This window comes from Mycobacterium sp. pW045, assembly GCF_041287085.1.
In the GTDB taxonomy this organism is placed as follows: domain Bacteria; phylum Actinomycetota; class Actinomycetes; order Mycobacteriales; family Mycobacteriaceae; genus Mycobacterium; species Mycobacterium algericum_A.
This window is the reverse complement of sequence record NZ_JBGGKU010000006.1, coordinates 90,122-106,839: the sequence shown is the minus strand read 5'-3', so window position 1 is coordinate 106,839 and position 16,718 is coordinate 90,122. Positions and strand designations below refer to the sequence as shown.

Below are 16,718 nucleotides of genomic sequence, written 5' to 3'. Positions count from 1 at the left end.
TCATACGAAACGCATATGTGCGCCGGCAGACCGCAGCTAGCGCGCCGACAGCTCGGCCGAGTCCAGCCGGGCCTGCCACAACGCGTCGATCGCGGCGGCTTCGGGGTGGCGGGCCGCGGTCTTCGGCAGGATGTCGATCAGGGTGCGCGGTCGGCGTGCCGCGCGCCGCGCGGTCACTTCGGCGCGACGTAGCCGAGCGGCCCCGACGCGATGCACACCGACAGCGCCGCGGTGTCGGCGCGGGCGGTGACGTTGTGACCGCCGCCGGGAAGCCGCACATAGACGCGATTGAGCCCCGGGCGCACCTGGATCCGGACGTCGGGCCCGTCCGACAGTGACAGCGTCATGGCGCCGTCGACGTTGGCCAGGTAGTTGATCTCGGCGGTCCAGTCGGCCGGCAGCAGCGGGCCGTCCAGGCCGAGCGTGGCCGGCAGGTCGGGTTGCACCAGATAGCCACAGTGCGGCACCGGCCCGGCCACGATGGACCGCACCCAGGTCACCTGGGCGTCGGTCAATGTCCCCGCGCTGGTGAGCATCCGCAAACGCGATGTCGCCGAAGCGAACTCGGGCCGATCGCGAACCAGGGCGAACAGGTGACTGGCCAGGTTCTCCGGATAGACCACCCGCTGCAACACCAGCGGGTCCACCTCCTGGTCGAGCAGTGGCGCGTCGGACTCCGCGCGGACGGCAGCCAGTGCGGGCAGGGCGTTGTGTAGATACGGCCGGGCCGGGTCGTCGCGCCAGCGGGCCAGGAATGTCGCAGTCGAATACAGGCTGCTGGCGGTGAAGGCCACCGCCAGGCAGCTCACCACCGCGGTCCGCCACGGCGAGGCGTCCAGCCACCGCGACGCGTTGCGGTTGGGGGCGCACAACCCGACGGCGCCCAGGATCGCCAGCACCACGACCAGGTCGGCCAGGTAGCGCAGGGTCTGGGCGAGTTCCAGCGCGGTGAACACCGACGAGCGCATGAGGTAGATCGGCACCTGGCAGGCCGCGGCATACCCGGCCGCGGCCAGCCACACCGGCACCAGTCGGTGTTTGCGCGCCACCGACACCGCCAGCAGACCCGCCAGCACCAACCAGCCCAGCGCCATCACCGCGGGGCCCGGCAGCGCCCACGGCGAGGCCGGAGCCCACCGGGCCCACGTCCAGGGGCCGCCGGCCAGGCTCGGGACGATGCCGTGAGTGACCGAGCGCCACAACAGGTCGCGGGTCATGTCCAGGTCCAGGCTCCAGCGCCGCTGATTGACCACCGCCAGATAGACCGCGACCCACCCGCCGGTCACCGCCAGCGTCGTTGTCCACAGCCGGGCCCCGGCCCGCCAGGTAGCGGCCACCGCGCCGCGGCCCCCGGCCACATGATGCAGCAGCGCGCAGCCGGTAAACGCGACGAACGGGATCACCGCGGCCTTCTCGAAGAACAACAGACCGCCCGCGTATGCCACCGTGCCGGTGAGCGCGTAGCGCTGATTCCCGGTGCGCGCCAACAGGATCGCGTCGGCGCACACCCAGGCCAGCGCCGCGCACATCGGCAGCGAGTTCAGCGCCGCCGCCCACCACGCGAACGCCGGCAGGCCCAGCGGACTGAACAGCGCGAAAACCAGCGGCACCAGCAGCACCGGCCGCCAGCCCAGGATCACCCGCAGCGCCCGCAGCAGCGCCAACGACGCCAGCAGCTGCAGCACCACCAGGCTGGCCGCCGGGGCGGCCCACTGCAATGGCCACAGCCGGCTCAGCACGCCGGCGAGCAGGAACGCGCCGGGCATCACGTGGCCGTCGTGGTCGTCGAACAGATACGACGGCGAGAGCAGCTCGTGGGTGCCGGCCCGGCCGATCAGGATCAGGTCATCCCAGTAGAAATAGCCCTCGAACGCCACCACCGCCCGGACCGCCAGCTGCGCGGCGATCAGGGCCAGCGCCGCCCAACAGACCCAGGGCAGGCTCGCCAGTCGGGTGCGCATGCGTCTTTCTTACCGGTCGGTATGGTGGCCCGGTGCGAGCACTGGTCACCGGAGCAGCCGGATTCATCGGATCGACGCTGGTCGACCGCCTGCGGGCGGACGGGCACCCGGTGGTCGGGCTGGACAATTTCGCGACCGGACGGGCCACCAACATCGAGCATCTGGCTGGTGACGCCGACTTCAGCTTCGTCGAGGCCGACATCGTCACCACCGACCTGGCCGACGTACTGGCGCAATACCGCCCGGAGGTCATCTTCCACCTGGCCGCCCAGATCGACGTGCGGCACTCGGTCGCCGACCCGGCTTTCGACGCCTCGGTCAACGTCGTCGGAACGATCCGGCTCGCTGAGGCGGCGCGTGCCGCCGGCGTCCGCAAGATCGTGCACACCTCGTCGGGCGGGTCGATCTACGGCACCCCGCCGCGCTATCCGACCACCGAGGACGATCCCACCGATCCGGCGTCACCCTATGCCGCCGGCAAGGTGGCCGGTGAGATCTACCTCAACACTTTCCGGCACCTCTACGGACTGCAGTGCTCCCACGTCGCGCCGGCCAACGTCTACGGCCCGCGGCAGGATCCGCACGGCGAGGCCGGCGTGGTGGCGATCTTCGCCCAGGCGCTGTTACAGGGCGCCCCGACCAAGGTGTTCGGCGACGGATCCAACACGCGCGACTACGTGTACGTCGACGATGTGGTCGACGCCTTCGTGCGGGCGTCGGGCCCGGCGGGCGACGGCCAGCGGTTCAATGTCGGCACCGGTGTGGAAACCTCGGACCGGCAACTGCATTCGGCAGTGGCCGCCGCGGTCGGGGCGCCCGACGACCCGGAATTCCATCCCGCTCGGCTGGGCGATCTGAAGCGGTCCTGTCTGGACGTCTCCCGGGCACGGGAGGTGCTGGGCTGGCAGCCACAAGTCGCGCTGGACGACGGCGTGGCCCGCACCGTGTCGTATTTCCGGCGGGTGAAATCGGCCTGAACGATGTGGCATACTGGCCCGTCGGAGGGGAGTATTCCTTCGTCGCAGTGTCGTCATCTCGTCGCCCGTCATCGGACGACCGGTGCTGTGGGCCGGTTACCGGCGGAAGAGACCTCCAGCGCATCAAAGACGCTGGAGGCAATCCATGGACGTGTTCTCGATCGGCCGCCTCGGTCTGGAGACAGTCGGCGCGGCGGCAACGTCGGTTTTGGGGGCCAGCCTGGACTTGGCCGCCATCCCACTGCGCGAAAGCGCCAAAATCCTTGCCGGTGAGCGCTCCGATCTAACCAGTCGGCGCAGCTGGCGCGGCGCCGGACGGGCCTGGATCGAGATCCGCGGGCTCGACGAGGACGGTGGGGCCGATATCGGCGCCGAGGTGCTCGACGCGCTGCGGGCCCGGCCGGACGTGACCTCGGTGCGGCTGAACCGCCCGCTGGCCCGGGTGATCGTCGAGATCGACGACGACGTGTCGCTGGCCGAACTGTGCGCCACGGTGGACGCGGTCGAGAAGTCCGCAGCGCTCAGTGTCACCGAGACCGCCGCATTGCCCGGCGACGGGCTGTTGCTGGCCGCCAAGGGTGCGATGGTGGGCGCCAACGCGGTGGGGCTGGCGATCGCGACCGCGGGCAGCGTGCTGCGCTGGCCGGCGGCGCCCAAGATCGTCGACGCCGCGGCGTCGGTGGCGCGCTACCAGCCGCTGGTGCGAAACGCGCTGGAAAGCCGGATCGGGCCCGCCCGCACCGACGCGGTGCTGTCGCTGGCCTCGCTCGGCTCGCACATCATCACCATGTCGCCGGCGATCCTGGCGGTGGACCTGATGGTGGAGGGACTGAAGGCATCCGAGGCCCGCGCCGGGGCGCTGGCCTGGAATCGCTACGAGCCGGAGCTGGCCCGCTGGGCCGAGCACCCGGAGGTGCACCGCGCGCCGCGTCCGGTGCCACGGCCGCACGGGCCGGCCGAACGGTATCTGAGACGAACGGCGGTCGCCCAGGTGCTCGCCACCGGGGTGGTGGGCGCCCTCACCCGCAACCTGGACATGACCTCGAGCGCGATCCTGGCGACCTCGCCGAAAGCGGTACGCACCAGCTGCGAGTCGTTCGCCGCGACCCTGGGTCAGGGACTGGCGGACTCCCACGAGGTACTGCCGCTGCGCCCGGACAGCCTGCGCCGGCTCGACAAGATCGACACCGTGGTCATCGACCCGCGGGTGCTCACCGGCGAACAGCGTCGCGTGGTGCAGATCCACGGCGCCACCGAGCACGAGCTGCCACGGGCCTGGAACAACGCGCAGCGGCTGCTCGACAAGCCCGGGCTGCGTCCCGGCTGGCACCGGGTCCGCATGACCGCACGCGACCGCGCCGAAGCGGTGGAGGCGTTGATCCTGCCCACCCACCACGCACTGGCCTCGGCGGTGGTGCTCGAGGGCCGGGCCTCCGGCGCGCAACTGGTCACCGTGGACACCGACATACTCGGTGAGCTGCGCCCCGGTTTCGACGACATCCGCCCGGCGCCCGGCGCCGGCGACGCCGGCGGGATGGACGCCGCACTGGCTGCCGCCGTGACCGAGCTGCAGCAGGCGGGCCGCACTGTCGCCGTGCTGTCGAGCTCTGCGGCGCAGGCGCTGGCGGCGGCCGACCTGGCGCTCGGGGTCATGCCGGATTCGGGAACCGCCGTGCCGCCCTTTCACGCCGACCTGCTACTGGCCGATCTGGGTGCGGCATGGCAAGTGCTGCGCGCGCTGCCGGCCGCCCGCGACGCCACCGAGCGCGGTGTGGCGATCTCGATCGGCGCGTCGACCATCGCCGGGCTGCTGCTGGTGCGCGGTGTCCGGGCGACCATTCCCGGTCTCGGGGCGTCACCGGGCCGCGGCCCCGGCCCGGTGACCGTCGGTGCGGGCGCCGGGATGCTGTCGGGGTATCTGCTCGCCCGCCGGGTGCTGCGTGCCCGCGCGCCCCAGCCGGCGCCGGCCTACGAGTGGCACGCCATGTCGGTCGAGCAGGTGCGTGAGCTGTTGGGGCCGGATGCGGTGACGCCGCTGGCCGAGCGCGCCCCGGTCGACGCGGGTCCGCAGGGCGTGTTCTGGCCGTACTTCCATGCCGTGCGCGCCGAATTGTCCGACCCGATGACCCCGATCCTGGCGCTGTGCTCGGCGGCGACCGCCATGCTGGGTTCGCCGATCGATGCCGTGATGGTGGGCACCGTGCTCACCGGCAACGCCATGTTGGCCGCCTACCAGCGGCTGCGTGCCGAGAGCCGGCTGAACACCCTGCTGGCGCAGCAGGCCCCGCCGGCCCGGGTCGCCTTGACCGGGGCGGACGGTTCGCGGACTTACCACGAGATCGTGGCCGAACAATTGCTGCCCGGCGACGTGATCGAGGTGCGCAGCAACGAGGTGGTGCCGGCCGATGCCCGGCTGATCGAGCAGTGCGACGTCGAGGTCGACGAGTCGTCGTTGACCGGTGAATCGTTGTCGGTCGGCAAGCAGTTGGACCCGACGCCCGGCGCCGAACTGGCAGAGCGCAGTTCCATGCTCTACGCGGGCACCACGGTGATCGCCGGGACGGCGCTGGCCATCGTGACCGCGGTGGGAGCCGACACCCAGTCCCGCCGGGCCTCCGAACTGGCCTCCGGGGAGCTGCCCGAAGTCGGCCTGCAACACCACTTGTCGCAGCTGATGCACCGGACATTCCCCTACAGCGCCGCCGGCGGTGTGGCCGTCGGTGCGCTCGGCCTGCTGCGGCAGGGCGGCCTGCGGGTGGCACTGGGCAACGCGATCGCGGTCGCGATCGCGGCGGTCCCGGAGGGAATGCCGCTGATGGCGACCCTGGCCCAGCACGCGTCGTCGCAGCGGTTGAGCAAATCCGGTGCGCTGGTACGGATCCCACGATCGGTGGAGGCACTGGGCCGGGTCGACGTGGTCTGCTTCGACAAGACCGGAACGCTGTCCGAGAACCGGTTGCGGGTCACCACGGTGCACCCGGTCGCGGGATACTCCGACGACGACGTGCTCGGCACTGCGGCGCAGGCGGCGCCGGCTCCCGGCGGTGCGGTGTACGCGCACGCCACCGACCAGGCGATCGTCGAGGGCGCGGCCGCCGCAGCCGGCACCCGGCCGTGGACCGAACCGGACGCGCACCTGCCGTTCCGCTCCGGGCGCGCGTTCTCGGCCTCGGCGCTGGGATCGGAGCTGGTGGTCAAGGGCGCACCGGAAGTGGTGCTCGAGGCATGCCAGAACGCCGGTGCCGAGGAGGAACGGCAGGTTGCCGAGATGGCCGCCCGCGGGCTGCGGGTCATCGCCGTGGCCCGGCGCAAGCTGACCGCAGCGCAGCTGCGAGCGGTTCGCGACGACCCGGAAGGCACCGAGCGGATCACCGAGGTGGCCTGTTCCGGATTGACGCTGATCGGGTTCCTCGGCCTGGCGGACACGCCCCGTGCCGACGCCCCGCAGTTGCTGTCCGCTCTGGCGGCCCGTGGCATCGACATCCGGATGATCACCGGCGACCACCCCATCACGGCCACCGCGATCGCGGCCGAGATGGGCGTCACCGTCGCTGCTGAGCAGGTCATCACCGGCTCGGAGTGGAATGCGTTGGACCGCAAGGAACAAGAGCGGGTGGTCTGCGAGCGGGTGATCTTCGCGCGAATGTCGCCGGAGAACAAGGTGCAGATCGTGCAGACCCTGGAGCGCGCCGGCCGGGTGTCGGCGATGGTCGGTGACGGCGCCAACGACGCCGCCGCCATCCGGGCCGCCACGGTGGGGCTGGGGGTGGTGGCGCACGGCAGCGACTCGGCGCATGCCACCGCCGACGTGGTGCTGACCGACGGGAAGATCAGGGCACTGGTCGACGCGATCGACGAGGGCAGGCGGCTGTGGCGGGGTGTTCAACTGGCCATCTCCGGGCTGCTGGGCGGCAATGCCGGCGAGGTGATGTTCTCCGTCATCGGGACCGCGGTCACCGGTGATTCGCCGCTGAACACCCGGCAGTTGCTGCTGATGAACACTCTGACCGACGCACTGCCGGCCACCGCGGTGGCCGTGAGCACCCCGGCTGGCCCGATCGGCGACGCCGTGCCCGGCCTCGACGAGAAGAAACTGTGGCGCGCGGTGGCGTTCCGCGGCGGGGTCACCGCGGCGGCGGGCACGGCCGCCTGGGCCATGGGGAGGGTAAGCGGCACGCCGCAGCGAGCCTCGACGGTGGCGCTGATCTCGCTGGTGACCACCGAACTCGGTCAGACCCTGGTCGACTCGCGGGCGCCACTGGTGCTGGCGACCGCGGCCGGATCCTTCGTGTTGTTCGCCGCGATGGTCTCCACGCCCGGTGTCAGTCAGTTGCTGGGCTGCACTCCGGTCGGCCCGATCGGTTGGGCGCAGGGGGTCGGCACCGCCGCGGTGGCCACCGCCGCGGTGGCCGTGGCGAGCCGACGCTCGGACGTCGTCAAGGAGATCGCTACGGCCGTGCCCGAGGCGGCGACGGTGGCGGCGGCTCCGGCGGACAAAGCGGTGGCGGCCAAGAAGGTTTCCGCGAAGAAAGGTCCGGCGGCCAAGAAACCTCCGGCCAAGAAGGCTCCGGCGGCCAAGAAAGCCGCGGCCAAGAACGCCTCGGCGAAGAAGGCCGCCGCGAAGAAGCCGGCCCGGAAACTCGAAGTGGTGCGCTGAGCCGGAGCTTCATCACGCCGACCTGAGGACCGGCACGGCGGCTGCCGGGCGCGTCGAGCGGCGTTGCTCGACCTCAAGCACGCCGGCCCGCCAGAGCAGCGCGTACAGCTCGATGATCGGCACCGTCAGGGCGGTGGCCGTGACTTCGGCCAGTGGCTCCGCGAGGACTTCGGTCGCCTTCATAGGCCTCAGGGTGTCCGCCGCAGCCAGACGAATGGGAAACCGACTGTTACGAGTCGGCCAACTGTCGCCGAACTACTGTGTTTTTTGCGGCGGTTACGGCTTCGGCTCTTCTCCGTCGAGCCTCGCTGGACGGTCGGGTTCGGGCGGTTGGGCCTGGGCGAGCGCGACCACCCGCGCCAGTCGTGCATAACGCAACTCCAGGTCGCGGAACCGCATGTAGGTGCTCAGCGTGGTGAACGCGAACACCATGATCAGCACATACAGCATCAGGTCGGTGCCGCGGCGCACCCCGAGCCAGTTGGCCACCACCGTGGTGTCATCGGGGCGCAGCACCGCATAGATGCCGGCCACCACGAACCCCAGGTAACCGATCTTGACCCAGGCGCGGGACTGGGCGGACCCACGCGACAGCAGTAGATAGATCAACAGTGCCAGCACGGCCGCGATCAGCAGCACTTTGATCCAGTTCACGAGGCGATCCTTGTCATCGCGACATCCTTTTGCGCAGCAACCCGTCGAACAGGATGTTGACGCCGTTGAGCAGCGGCTGACCCTTCGACTTCGAGTAGTCGGTGTAGAGCACCTCGACCGGCTCTTCGCCTGCCCGCCAACGGTTTTCGGCGATCAGAGCGATGATCTCCCCGGCGTGGCTCATCCCGGTCATGGTGAGGTCCAGACCCTCGGCAACCCGCCGGTTGAACACCCGCAGGCCGTTGTGGGCATCAGAGAGCCCCAGCCGGCGGATCCGCGGGTTCAGCCACACCGCGGCCCGTAGCACCAGCCGTTTGAGTGGCGGAACGGCGGCTGCCGCCTCGGCTGCGGCGAACCGCGTGCCGATGACGATGTCGAGGTGGTCGTCATCGAGACGCTCGATCATGCGCACCACGTCGGCCACCCGGTGCTGACCGTCGGCGTCGAAGGTGGCGAACAGCCGGGCTCCGGGTCGGCGACGGGCGAACTCGACTCCGGTCTGGATCGCCGCGCCCTGGCCGAGGTTGACCGGATGCCGCACGACATGGGCGCCGGCGCGCCGGGCGATCGCAGCGGTGTCGTCGTCGCTGCCGTCGTCCACACAGACCACCGCATCGAAAACGGAACGGATTCCGGCGATCACGTCGCCGATGACGGCCGCCTCGCCGAAGGCCGGGACGATGATCCAGACGTCGGGGTAACGAGTCTTTGACCTGGTGTCGATGCCTAAAAAATACACCTGGGCGCGCCGCCGCCGGCGCAGCCGGGCCGGTCGGCGGGTCAGGACGCCGCGCGCAGCGCGGTCAGGTGAGCCGCGATTCCCACCAGCGGGCCGCACAGCAGTGCCACGACGGTTCGGGTCGGCAGTTCCAGCGGCAGCATCAGCAGCAACGTGGAGGCCACGGTCGCCCCCACCCAGCCCAGCGCGTAGGCGCGATGCAGTGCCGCGGCCACTGTCGCCGCGCCGGTGAGTGTCAGCAGTGCGATCGCGGTCGCCCCCGCCGTCAGTCCGGCCAGTAGCGGCCCGCTGGCGTGGTAGTCCGGGCCGAACACGGTGCGCAGCAGCCACGGGCCGACCAGGCCGGCGGCCACCGCTCCGGCCGCGCCCACCGCGGCGACGGACGCGGCCGGGACGCTCAGCGCCCGCAGTCGCCGGCCGCGCTGGTCGACGAAGTGCGCGATCAGGTTGCCCTGCAGGGCAGTCAGCGGCACCAGCAGCGGCGCGCGGGTGACGGTGACCGCGAGGATCACCACGCCGCCCTGGGCGCCCAGCTCGCCGTAGGTGGCCTGCAGCAGCACCGGGAAACCCATCACCAGGATGGCGCTGGCACCGGCCGCGGTGATCGAATGCGCGGCGCCGCGCAGGAAGTCGATGGTGCCCACCGGGGTCAACAGCCGGGCCGCCGATCGGGCCGCGGGGGAGGCGGCCAGCAGCAGTAGCCAGGCGATCGCGCCGGCGACCGTGGCCCACAGGAACCCGACCAGCCCCCAGCCGACGGCGAACGTCGCGGTGGCCACCGCCACCCGGATGCCGGCGTCGGTCACCATCAACGCCCCGTACTGGGTCCACCTGTTGGTGCCGGCCAGCATGCCCAGCAGCGTGGCGTGCACCGCGAAGTTGGCCAGCCCGAAGCACAGCAGTCCGACCGACAACCAGCGGGCCTCGACGAACACATGGCCGCTCCACAGCGGCGAGGTCCCTGCCACCAGCCCGGCCGCCACCACCCCGGCCAGCCCGGCCACCCACAGCGGGCGGGTGTGTCGCGTCGACGGGCGGCTCGCCCCGACCTCCCTGGCGAATCGGACCTCCCGGGTGGTTTCCTGCAGCAAGCCGTTGGTGGCCCCGGCGACCAGGCCGAACGCCCCCCAGAACACGCTGAAAACCGAGAAACCGGCCGGATCCAGGTCACGTGCCGCCAGGTAGAGCACCGCATAGCCGCACAGTGCGCTGAGCAGGGTTGCGGTGCCGACCCGGGCCACACTGGCCCGGGTGACGGGACCGGCGGGCAACCCGCCGGCGGATCGGCGGGGTCCGGTACCACCGATTTCGGTCACCACGGCGAAAATACTAAGCGGGTCGCAGGGTAGGTTCGGGCGGCCCACTCAACACCGCAGACTCGCCGACCGGAGGCCCACCCTTGGACCCGTCGCTGTTGGAATGGCTGGTGACGGTCGCGGGACTGTCTGCGGTACTGGGCTTCGATCTGTTCCTGGTCGCCCGCCGGCTGCATGAGCCGACGATCCGCGAGGTCGCGACGCGGCTGACGTTCTACATCGGTCTGGCGGTGGCGTTCGGCATCTGGGTGTGGGCGCATCACGGTTCGAAGTACGGCATGCAGTTCTTCGCGGGCTGGCTCACCGAGTACAGCCTGTCGGTGGACAACCTGTTCGTCTTCGTGATCATCATGAACAGCTTCAACGTGCCCAAGAAGTACCGGCAGGAGGCACTGTTCGTCGGGATCGTGCTGGCGTTGTCGTTCCGGTCGGTGTTCATCGCGTTGGGTGGGGTTGCCGCGCAACGGCTCTCGTGGACGTTCTACCTGTTCGGCGCGTTCATGGCCTACACCGCGATCAAACTGCTGCGCCACGGCGACCACGTCGGCGACGGCGCCCAGGGCAACAACTTCGTGGTGCGGTTCGCCCGCACCCACTTCAACGTCACCGACCGCTGGGCCGGGGTGCGGTTCTTCATCCGGGACGACGCCGGCGCGTGGGCGGTCACCCCGATGTTCCTGGTGGCGCTGGCGCTGGGCACCACCGACCTGGTGTTCGCCATGGATTCCATACCGGCCATCTACGGCCTGACCCGCCAGCCCTACCTGGTGTTCGCCGCCACCGTGTTCGCCCTGATGGGTTTGCGTCAGCTCTACTTCATCCTGGGCAAACTGCTGAACCGGTTCGTGTATCTGTCCCGCGGTCTGGCCCTGATCCTGGGTTTCATCGGGGTGCGGATGGTGTTGCACGCGTTGCGCACCAATGAGGTGTGGTTCATCAACTCCGGACGTAACTTCAACGTCCCGGAGATCCCCACGCCGGCGAGTCTGGCGGTCGTCGCCGGGGTGCTGGTGCTGACGACGGTGGCCAGCCTGTACCGGACTCGCGGCGGGGCCAAGACCGGCGGGTCACCCGAGTGAGAAGACCGGGATCGAGGGCGCCGCGGACCGCAGTTCGTCGTCGTCGGAGTCCGGTGTCACCCCCGCCATGAACCCCTTGACCTGCCAGTACCACCGCCGAAGGTACTGGCGCAGCACCACCGGCTTGTCGTCGTCGGCGACTTCGGTGACCCGGGTCGGGGTCCGCCGCCACCGCGGCCCAAGCAGCACCTCGCCGGCGGCTCGCGCATTGCGTACCCACTCGGTTTCGCCGCGGGGCGCCACCAGGTAGTCCGCCCCGTCGACCGACAGCAGATTGATCACCACACCGCGGAGTTCGCCGCTGTTGCGGCCCCGCACCGCGAGCGCGCGGGTTCCGGCGACGCTGATGCCGACCTCGGCGAGCCGGCGTATCAGCGCATTGCCGAATCGGGCTATCGCGCTCGGCCGGTCGTATCGGGTGGTCATAGCCCGCCCCCTTCCGTAATGAGAGCACTGCTCTCGCTGGAAGTGATCCTGGCACGTCGAGCCGGCGAATACAAGAGCGGTGCTCTCGAATCTGTCAGACTCAACCCATGGGCAAACGGCAGGAGGCGCGGGAACGCATCGAGGCGAAGATCATCGAGGTCGGCCGGCGACAACTGCTGGCGCACGGGGCCGCGGGGCTGTCACTGCGTGCCGTCGCCCGAGACCTCGGCATGGTCTCCTCGGCGGTTTACCGCTATGTGGCCGGCCGCGACGAGTTGCTCACCCTGCTGGTGGTCGACGCCTATTCCGACCTGGCCGACACGGTGGACCGGGCCCGCAGCCCGGGGGCCCGGTGGCGCGACGAGATACGGGTCATCGGCCACGCGGTGCGGGACTGGGCGCTGGCGCATCCGGCGCGGTGGGCATTGCTGTACGGCAGCCCGGTTCCGGGTTATCACGCGCCGGCCGAACGGACCGTCGTCCCCGGTACCCGGGTGATCGCGGCCCTGCTCGAGACCGTCGCGGCCGGCATCGCCGCCGGGGACATACCCCCCACGAGTCAACTTGCGGCGCAGCCGTTGTCGGCCGACTCCGACCGGATCCGCGCAGAATTCGGCTTCAACGGCGACGACGGCGTCATCGCCAAATGCTTCCTGCTGTGGGCCGCCCTGGTCGGCGCCATCAGCCTGGACGTGTTCGGCGGCTACGGCGCCGACACCCTGACCCAACCGCGGGCGGTGTTCGACGCCCAGCTCAGCCTGCTGCTGGGGATGCTGACCCAGCGGTGATCAGTGACCGGAGGTCGTGAACCGCTCGATCGACCGGGTGATCTCGGCCTCGGCCTCGGCGCGGCCCACCCAGTCGGCGGCCTTGACGAACTTGCCCGGCTCCAGATCCTTGTAGTGCACGAAGAAGTGCTTGATCGCGTCCAGCTCGTATTCCGGCACGTCGCCGATGTCGGCGATGTGGTCCCAGCGGTGGTCGCCGGCCGGCACGCACAGCACCTTGTCGTCGCCGCCGGCCTCGTCGGTCATCCGGAACATCCCCACCGGACGCGCCTCGACAATCACGCCGGGGAACACCGACTGCGGCAGCAGCACCATCGCATCCAGCGGGTCGCCGTCCTCGCCGAGGGTGTCCTCGATGAAGCCGTAGTCGGCGGGGTAGCCCATCGGCGTGTACAAGTAGCGGTCGAGCTTGACCCGCCCGGTGGCGTGATCGATCTCGTACTTGTTGCGCTGGCCCTTGGGGATTTCGATGGTCACGTCGAATTGCACGCCGCACAGTCTAAGGCGGCCGGAGTCATGCCCCCACCCCGCCCTTCCGGCACAATTGGCCCCGACAGGCAGGGAGGGCCATGGACTCGACTCGGTGGCGGCACAGCAGCACCCATCTGGGCATCGCGGGCGCGGTCCTGGCGTTGGCCGCCGCCGCGGTGGTGGTGGCAGCCGTTGTGCTCCCGGACGACTCCGGCGCGGGCGCCCACGTCGTCGCGCCGGCGCCGACGGCGACCGCCGAACCCGGGGTGGTCCCGGTCGTCGACGACGCCCCGGTGCCGACCGGCAGCGCCCTGGGAGCAGCCATGTCGGCCGTGCTGGCCGACCCCAACCTGGGTCGCCTCACCGGCCGGATCACCGACGCGCTGACCGGCAAGGCGCTGTGGACACAGCAGGAAGACCTGCCGATGCAGCCGGCGTCCACCAATAAGGTGCTCACCGCGGCAGCCGCGCTGCTGGCGCTGGATCTGAGCGCCCGCGTCACCACCCGGGTGACCGCGGGTGACCAGCCCGGCGTGGTGGTGCTGGTCGGCGCCGGCGACCCGACGCTGTCGACGGCCGAGGTCGGCCAGGACACCTGGTACCGCGACGCCGCCCGGATCAGCGACCTGGCCGATCAGGTCCGCCGCAGCGGTGTGACGCCCACCGAGGTCCGGGTGGATGTGTCGGCGTTCAGCGGCCCGAGCATGGCGCCGGGCTGGGACCCGGACGACATCGAAGGCGGCGACATCGCCCCGATCGAGGCGGTGATGGTCGACGGCGGCCGGATCCAGCCGACCACGGTCGAGTCCCGGCGGTCGCGGACCCCCGCGCTGGACGCCGGCGAGGCGCTGGCCGCCGAACTCGGGCTCGACGCCGACAAGGTCAGCATCGCGACCGCGTCGGTGACCGGACGCGAACTGGGCGCGGTGTCCTCGGCGCCGCTGGTGGTGCGACTGGGCGAGATGATGAACGCCTCGGACAACGTGATGGCCGAATGTATCGGCCGGGAGGTGGCCGCGGCGATGGGCCGGCCGCGATCCTTCGCCGGCGCGGTCGACGCGGTGACCAACCGGCTGGCCACCGCCCACATCGCGGTCAGCGGCGCCAGTCTCTATGACTCCAGCGGGCTGTCCGTCGACAACCGGTTGTCCGCCCGCAACCTCGACGCGGTGGTGCAGGCGGCGGCCGGCCCGGACCAGCCGGAGTTGCGGCCGCTGTTGGACATGCTGCCGGTTGCCGGTGGCAGCGGCACGCTGTCCGATCGTTTCCTCGACCCCAAAACCGGTCGCGGTGCGGCCGGCTGGCTGCGTGCCAAGACCGGCTCGTTGACCCGCACCAACGCGCTGGCCGGCATCGTCACCGACCGCGACCGCCGGGTGCTGACGTTCGCGTTCATCTCCAACGACGCGGGGCCGACCGGTCGGACCTCGATCGATGCGCTGGCCGCGGTGTTGCGAACGTGCGGATGCAGATGACCGAGCTGGATGTGGGCCGTGCGGTGGACTGGGGGTTCGCCGCCACGGTGGGCGGCTGGCTGGTGCGCCCGGCGCCGCCGATGACCGACTACACCCGCCGCCAGGTGATCGGCGACCTGCACCGCAGCGCCCGGGCCGCCGAACCACTGGTGCGGGAGGTCACCGGGTTGGGCGCCGACGGCCCGGTGCCCGAAGCGCGCGTCATCGACCGGCCGCAGTGGATCGCCGCCGCCGCCGACTCGATGCGGGTGATGACGGGCGGCACCGAGAAGCCGGTCGGGTTCTTCAGCGGCCGGCTGGCCGGGGCGCAGACCGGCGCGCTGCTGGCCTTCGTCTCCTCGGGCATCCTGGGCCAGTACGACCCGTTCTGTGCCGACGACGGGCACGGGACGGGGCTGCTGCTGCTGGTCTACCCCAACGTGGTCGCCGTCGAGCGGCAGCTGCGGGTCTCACCGGCCGACTTCCGGCTGTGGGTGTGCCTGCACGAGGTGACTCACCGGGTGCAGTTCTCCGTGAACCCGTGGCTGACCGACTACATGTCGACGGCGTTGGGGGTGCTCACCGGCGACAGCAGCCCGGATATCACCCAGGTGGTGAGCAGATTGGCCGACTACGTGCGGGGCCGCCGCGACGATGCCGGACCCTCGGGAATCCTGGGCCTGGTGCGGGCGGTGCAGTCCGAGGACCAGCGCACCGCGCTGGACCAGCTGCTGACGCTGGGAACGCTGCTCGAGGGCCATGCCGACCACGTGATGGACGCGGTCGGACCGGCGGCGGTGCCCTCGGTGGCGACGATCCGCAATCGCTTCGAGGAACGTCGGCAGCGCAGCCAGCCGCCGCTGCAACGGTTGTTGCGCGCGCTGCTGGGCCTCGACGCCAAGCTCAGCCAGTACACCCGCGGCAAGGCCTTCGTCGACGCCGTGGTCGGCCGGGTCGGCATGGACCGGTTCAACGCGGTGTGGTCGAGCCCGCAGCACCTGCCGTTGCCCGCCGAGATCGAAGAGCCGCAGCAGTGGATCGATCGGGTGCTGTAGCCGCGCTGCGCGCCGCGCTGCTGGCGTTCGCCGAACGCCACCTGCCCGAGGTGGAGCCCTGGTGCGTGGCGCTGTCGGGCGGTCCGGACTCGCTGGCCCTGACCGCCGTCGCGGCGCAGCTGCGGCCTACTACGGCGCTGATCGTCGACCACGGCTTGCAAACCGACTCCGCACAGGTGGCCGGTCGTGCGCGCAGCCAGGCTATCGATCTGGGATGCGTTGACGCGCAAGTTATCCCGGTGACCGTTGGAGGCCAAGGTGTTCGAGGCGGGCCGGAAGCCGCGGCACGCACCGCTCGTTACGGCGCGTTGGAGCGCGCCCGTGACCAGCGCCCGGTGTTGCTGGGTCACACCCTGGACGACCAGGCGGAGACGGTGCTGCTCGGGCTGGGACGCGGGTCGGGCCCCCGGTCGCTGGCCGGGATGCGGCCCCATGACCCGCCGTGGTGTCGGCCGCTGCTGGGAGTGCGGCGTGCGACGACCCGGGCGGCCTGCGCCGAGCTGGCATTGACGCCCTGGCTCGACCCGCACAACAGTGATAAGCGCTTCACCAGGGTGCGGCTGCGCTTGCAGGTGCTGCCACTGCTGGAGGACGTGCTGGGCGGCGGGGTGGCCGAGGCGCTGGCGCGCAGCGCGACCGCGTTACGGGAGAACACCGAGTTGATCGACGCCCTGGCCGAGCAGGCCGCGCCGGAGGTCACGGCCGGCGCCGGGCTGGACACCGCTGGTCTTGGCAGGCTGGCCGGTCCGGTGCGCCGGGCGGTGATCCGTCGCTGGTTGCTGGCCGGTGGCGGCCGCGGGCTGACCGACCTGCAGATTCGCGCGGTGGATCGGCTGGTCACGCAGTGGCGCGGCCAGGGTGGGGTGGCGGTCGGATCGGACCTGCGCGGTGAGCGGCTGTTCGCCGTCCGCGACGACGGCGTGCTGCGGCTGCGCCGGGAGCCGGTCTGAGCATCGGGAGTGATGTTGTGCGCTGGGCGTGACGCGGCGGTTCAGCTTCGGCTCTCCTTCGTCGAGCCTCGCTAACCGTGGGGTTTGTGCGGCGGTTCAGCTTCGGCTCTCCTGCGTCGAGCCTCGCTAACCGTGGGGTTTGTGCGGCGGTTCAGCTTCGGCTCTCCTGCGTCGAGCCTCGCTAACCGCGG

Annotated in this window: 15 protein-coding genes; 7 read left to right on the top strand and 8 right to left on the bottom strand. The window is 70.9% G+C overall.

Annotation, left to right across the window (positions count from 1 at the left end; genetic code table 11):
* Positions 1–36: 36 nt before the first annotated feature.
* Positions 37–177, bottom strand: a complete 141-nt coding sequence (locus tag ACAG20_RS11435; protein WP_165825105.1) for a hypothetical protein — start codon at positions 175–177, stop codon at positions 37–39.
* Positions 174–1,961 carry a hypothetical protein gene (locus ACAG20_RS11430; RefSeq protein ID WP_370492603.1) on the bottom strand — a complete coding sequence of 596 codons (1,788 nt, stop codon included), beginning with the start codon at positions 1,959–1,961 and terminating at the stop codon, positions 174–176. The genes ACAG20_RS11435 and ACAG20_RS11430 overlap by 4 nt, the downstream gene beginning before the upstream one ends.
* Before the next feature lie 32 nt (positions 1,962–1,993).
* On the opposite strand from ACAG20_RS11430, the gene ACAG20_RS11425 reads away from it, so the two are divergent.
* Both ACAG20_RS11425 and ACAG20_RS11420 read left to right on the top strand, forming a co-directional pair.
* A complete protein-coding gene (locus tag ACAG20_RS11425) occupies positions 1,994–2,938 on the top strand; it encodes an NAD-dependent epimerase/dehydratase family protein (RefSeq protein WP_370492602.1) in 945 nt (314 codons plus the stop codon).
* A gap of 145 nt (positions 2,939–3,083) precedes the next feature.
* Complete coding sequence (locus ACAG20_RS11420; protein WP_370492601.1) at positions 3,084–7,595, top strand: cation-translocating P-type ATPase; 4,512 nt, start codon at positions 3,084–3,086, stop codon at positions 7,593–7,595.
* A gap of 12 nt (positions 7,596–7,607) precedes the next feature.
* On the opposite strand, the gene ACAG20_RS11415 is transcribed toward ACAG20_RS11420, so the two are convergent.
* The 4 genes from ACAG20_RS11415 to ACAG20_RS11400 form a co-directional block, all read right to left on the bottom strand.
* Positions 7,608–7,778 carry an Rv1535 domain-containing protein gene (locus ACAG20_RS11415; protein WP_370492600.1) on the bottom strand — a complete coding sequence of 57 codons (171 nt, stop codon included), beginning with the start codon at positions 7,776–7,778 and terminating at the stop codon, positions 7,608–7,610.
* Between the two features lie 93 nt (positions 7,779–7,871).
* A complete protein-coding gene (locus ACAG20_RS11410) occupies positions 7,872–8,249 on the bottom strand; it encodes a DUF2304 domain-containing protein (RefSeq protein ID WP_370492599.1) in 378 nt (125 codons plus the stop codon).
* Between the two features lie 13 nt (positions 8,250–8,262).
* Positions 8,263–8,988: a glycosyltransferase family 2 protein gene (locus tag ACAG20_RS11405; RefSeq protein ID WP_370492598.1), complete on the bottom strand. Its 726-nt coding sequence runs from the start codon at positions 8,986–8,988 to the stop codon at positions 8,263–8,265.
* Positions 8,989–9,029: 41 nt separating this feature from the next.
* Positions 9,030–10,307, bottom strand: coding sequence for a hypothetical protein (locus ACAG20_RS11400; protein WP_370492597.1), 1,278 nt, complete (start codon positions 10,305–10,307; stop codon positions 9,030–9,032).
* An 80-nt stretch (positions 10,308–10,387) separates the two neighbouring features.
* Between ACAG20_RS11400 and ACAG20_RS11395 the strand changes: the two genes are divergently transcribed.
* The gene (locus tag ACAG20_RS11395) at positions 10,388–11,383 is read left to right on the top strand and encodes a TerC/Alx family metal homeostasis membrane protein (RefSeq protein WP_112688885.1); all 996 of its coding nucleotides are present in this window, start codon (positions 10,388–10,390) and stop codon (positions 11,381–11,383) included.
* On the opposite strand, the gene ACAG20_RS11390 is transcribed toward ACAG20_RS11395, so the two are convergent.
* Positions 11,372–11,809, bottom strand: a complete 438-nt coding sequence (locus ACAG20_RS11390; RefSeq protein WP_370492596.1) for a nitroreductase family deazaflavin-dependent oxidoreductase — start codon at positions 11,807–11,809, stop codon at positions 11,372–11,374. The genes ACAG20_RS11395 and ACAG20_RS11390 overlap by 12 nt on opposite strands.
* 107 nt (positions 11,810–11,916) lie before the next feature.
* On the opposite strand from ACAG20_RS11390, the gene ACAG20_RS11385 reads away from it, so the two are divergent.
* Positions 11,917–12,597: a TetR/AcrR family transcriptional regulator gene (locus ACAG20_RS11385; RefSeq protein ID WP_370492595.1), complete on the top strand. Its 681-nt coding sequence runs from the start codon at positions 11,917–11,919 to the stop codon at positions 12,595–12,597.
* Here the strand turns inward: ACAG20_RS11385 and ACAG20_RS11380 are convergent, their stop codons facing one another.
* Complete coding sequence (locus ACAG20_RS11380) at positions 12,598–13,086, bottom strand: inorganic diphosphatase (protein ID WP_370492594.1); 489 nt, start codon at positions 13,084–13,086, stop codon at positions 12,598–12,600.
* A gap of 80 nt (positions 13,087–13,166) precedes the next feature.
* Here ACAG20_RS11380 and dacB point away from each other — a divergent pair, with 80 nt between their 5' ends.
* From dacB to tilS, 3 genes are read left to right on the top strand one after another with little or no spacing between them, the layout of a single operon-like run.
* The gene (dacB, locus tag ACAG20_RS11375; protein ID WP_370492593.1) at positions 13,167–14,543 is read left to right on the top strand and encodes a D-alanyl-D-alanine carboxypeptidase/D-alanyl-D-alanine-endopeptidase; all 1,377 of its coding nucleotides are present in this window, start codon (positions 13,167–13,169) and stop codon (positions 14,541–14,543) included.
* The gene (locus tag ACAG20_RS11370) at positions 14,540–15,577 is read left to right on the top strand and encodes a zinc-dependent metalloprotease (protein ID WP_370492592.1); all 1,038 of its coding nucleotides are present in this window, start codon (positions 14,540–14,542) and stop codon (positions 15,575–15,577) included. The genes dacB and ACAG20_RS11370 overlap by 4 nt, the downstream gene beginning before the upstream one ends.
* Positions 15,556–16,527: a tRNA lysidine(34) synthetase TilS gene (gene tilS, locus ACAG20_RS11365; protein ID WP_370492591.1), complete on the top strand. Its 972-nt coding sequence runs from the start codon at positions 15,556–15,558 to the stop codon at positions 16,525–16,527. The genes ACAG20_RS11370 and tilS overlap by 22 nt, the downstream gene beginning before the upstream one ends.
* Positions 16,528–16,718: the final 191 nt, after the last annotated feature.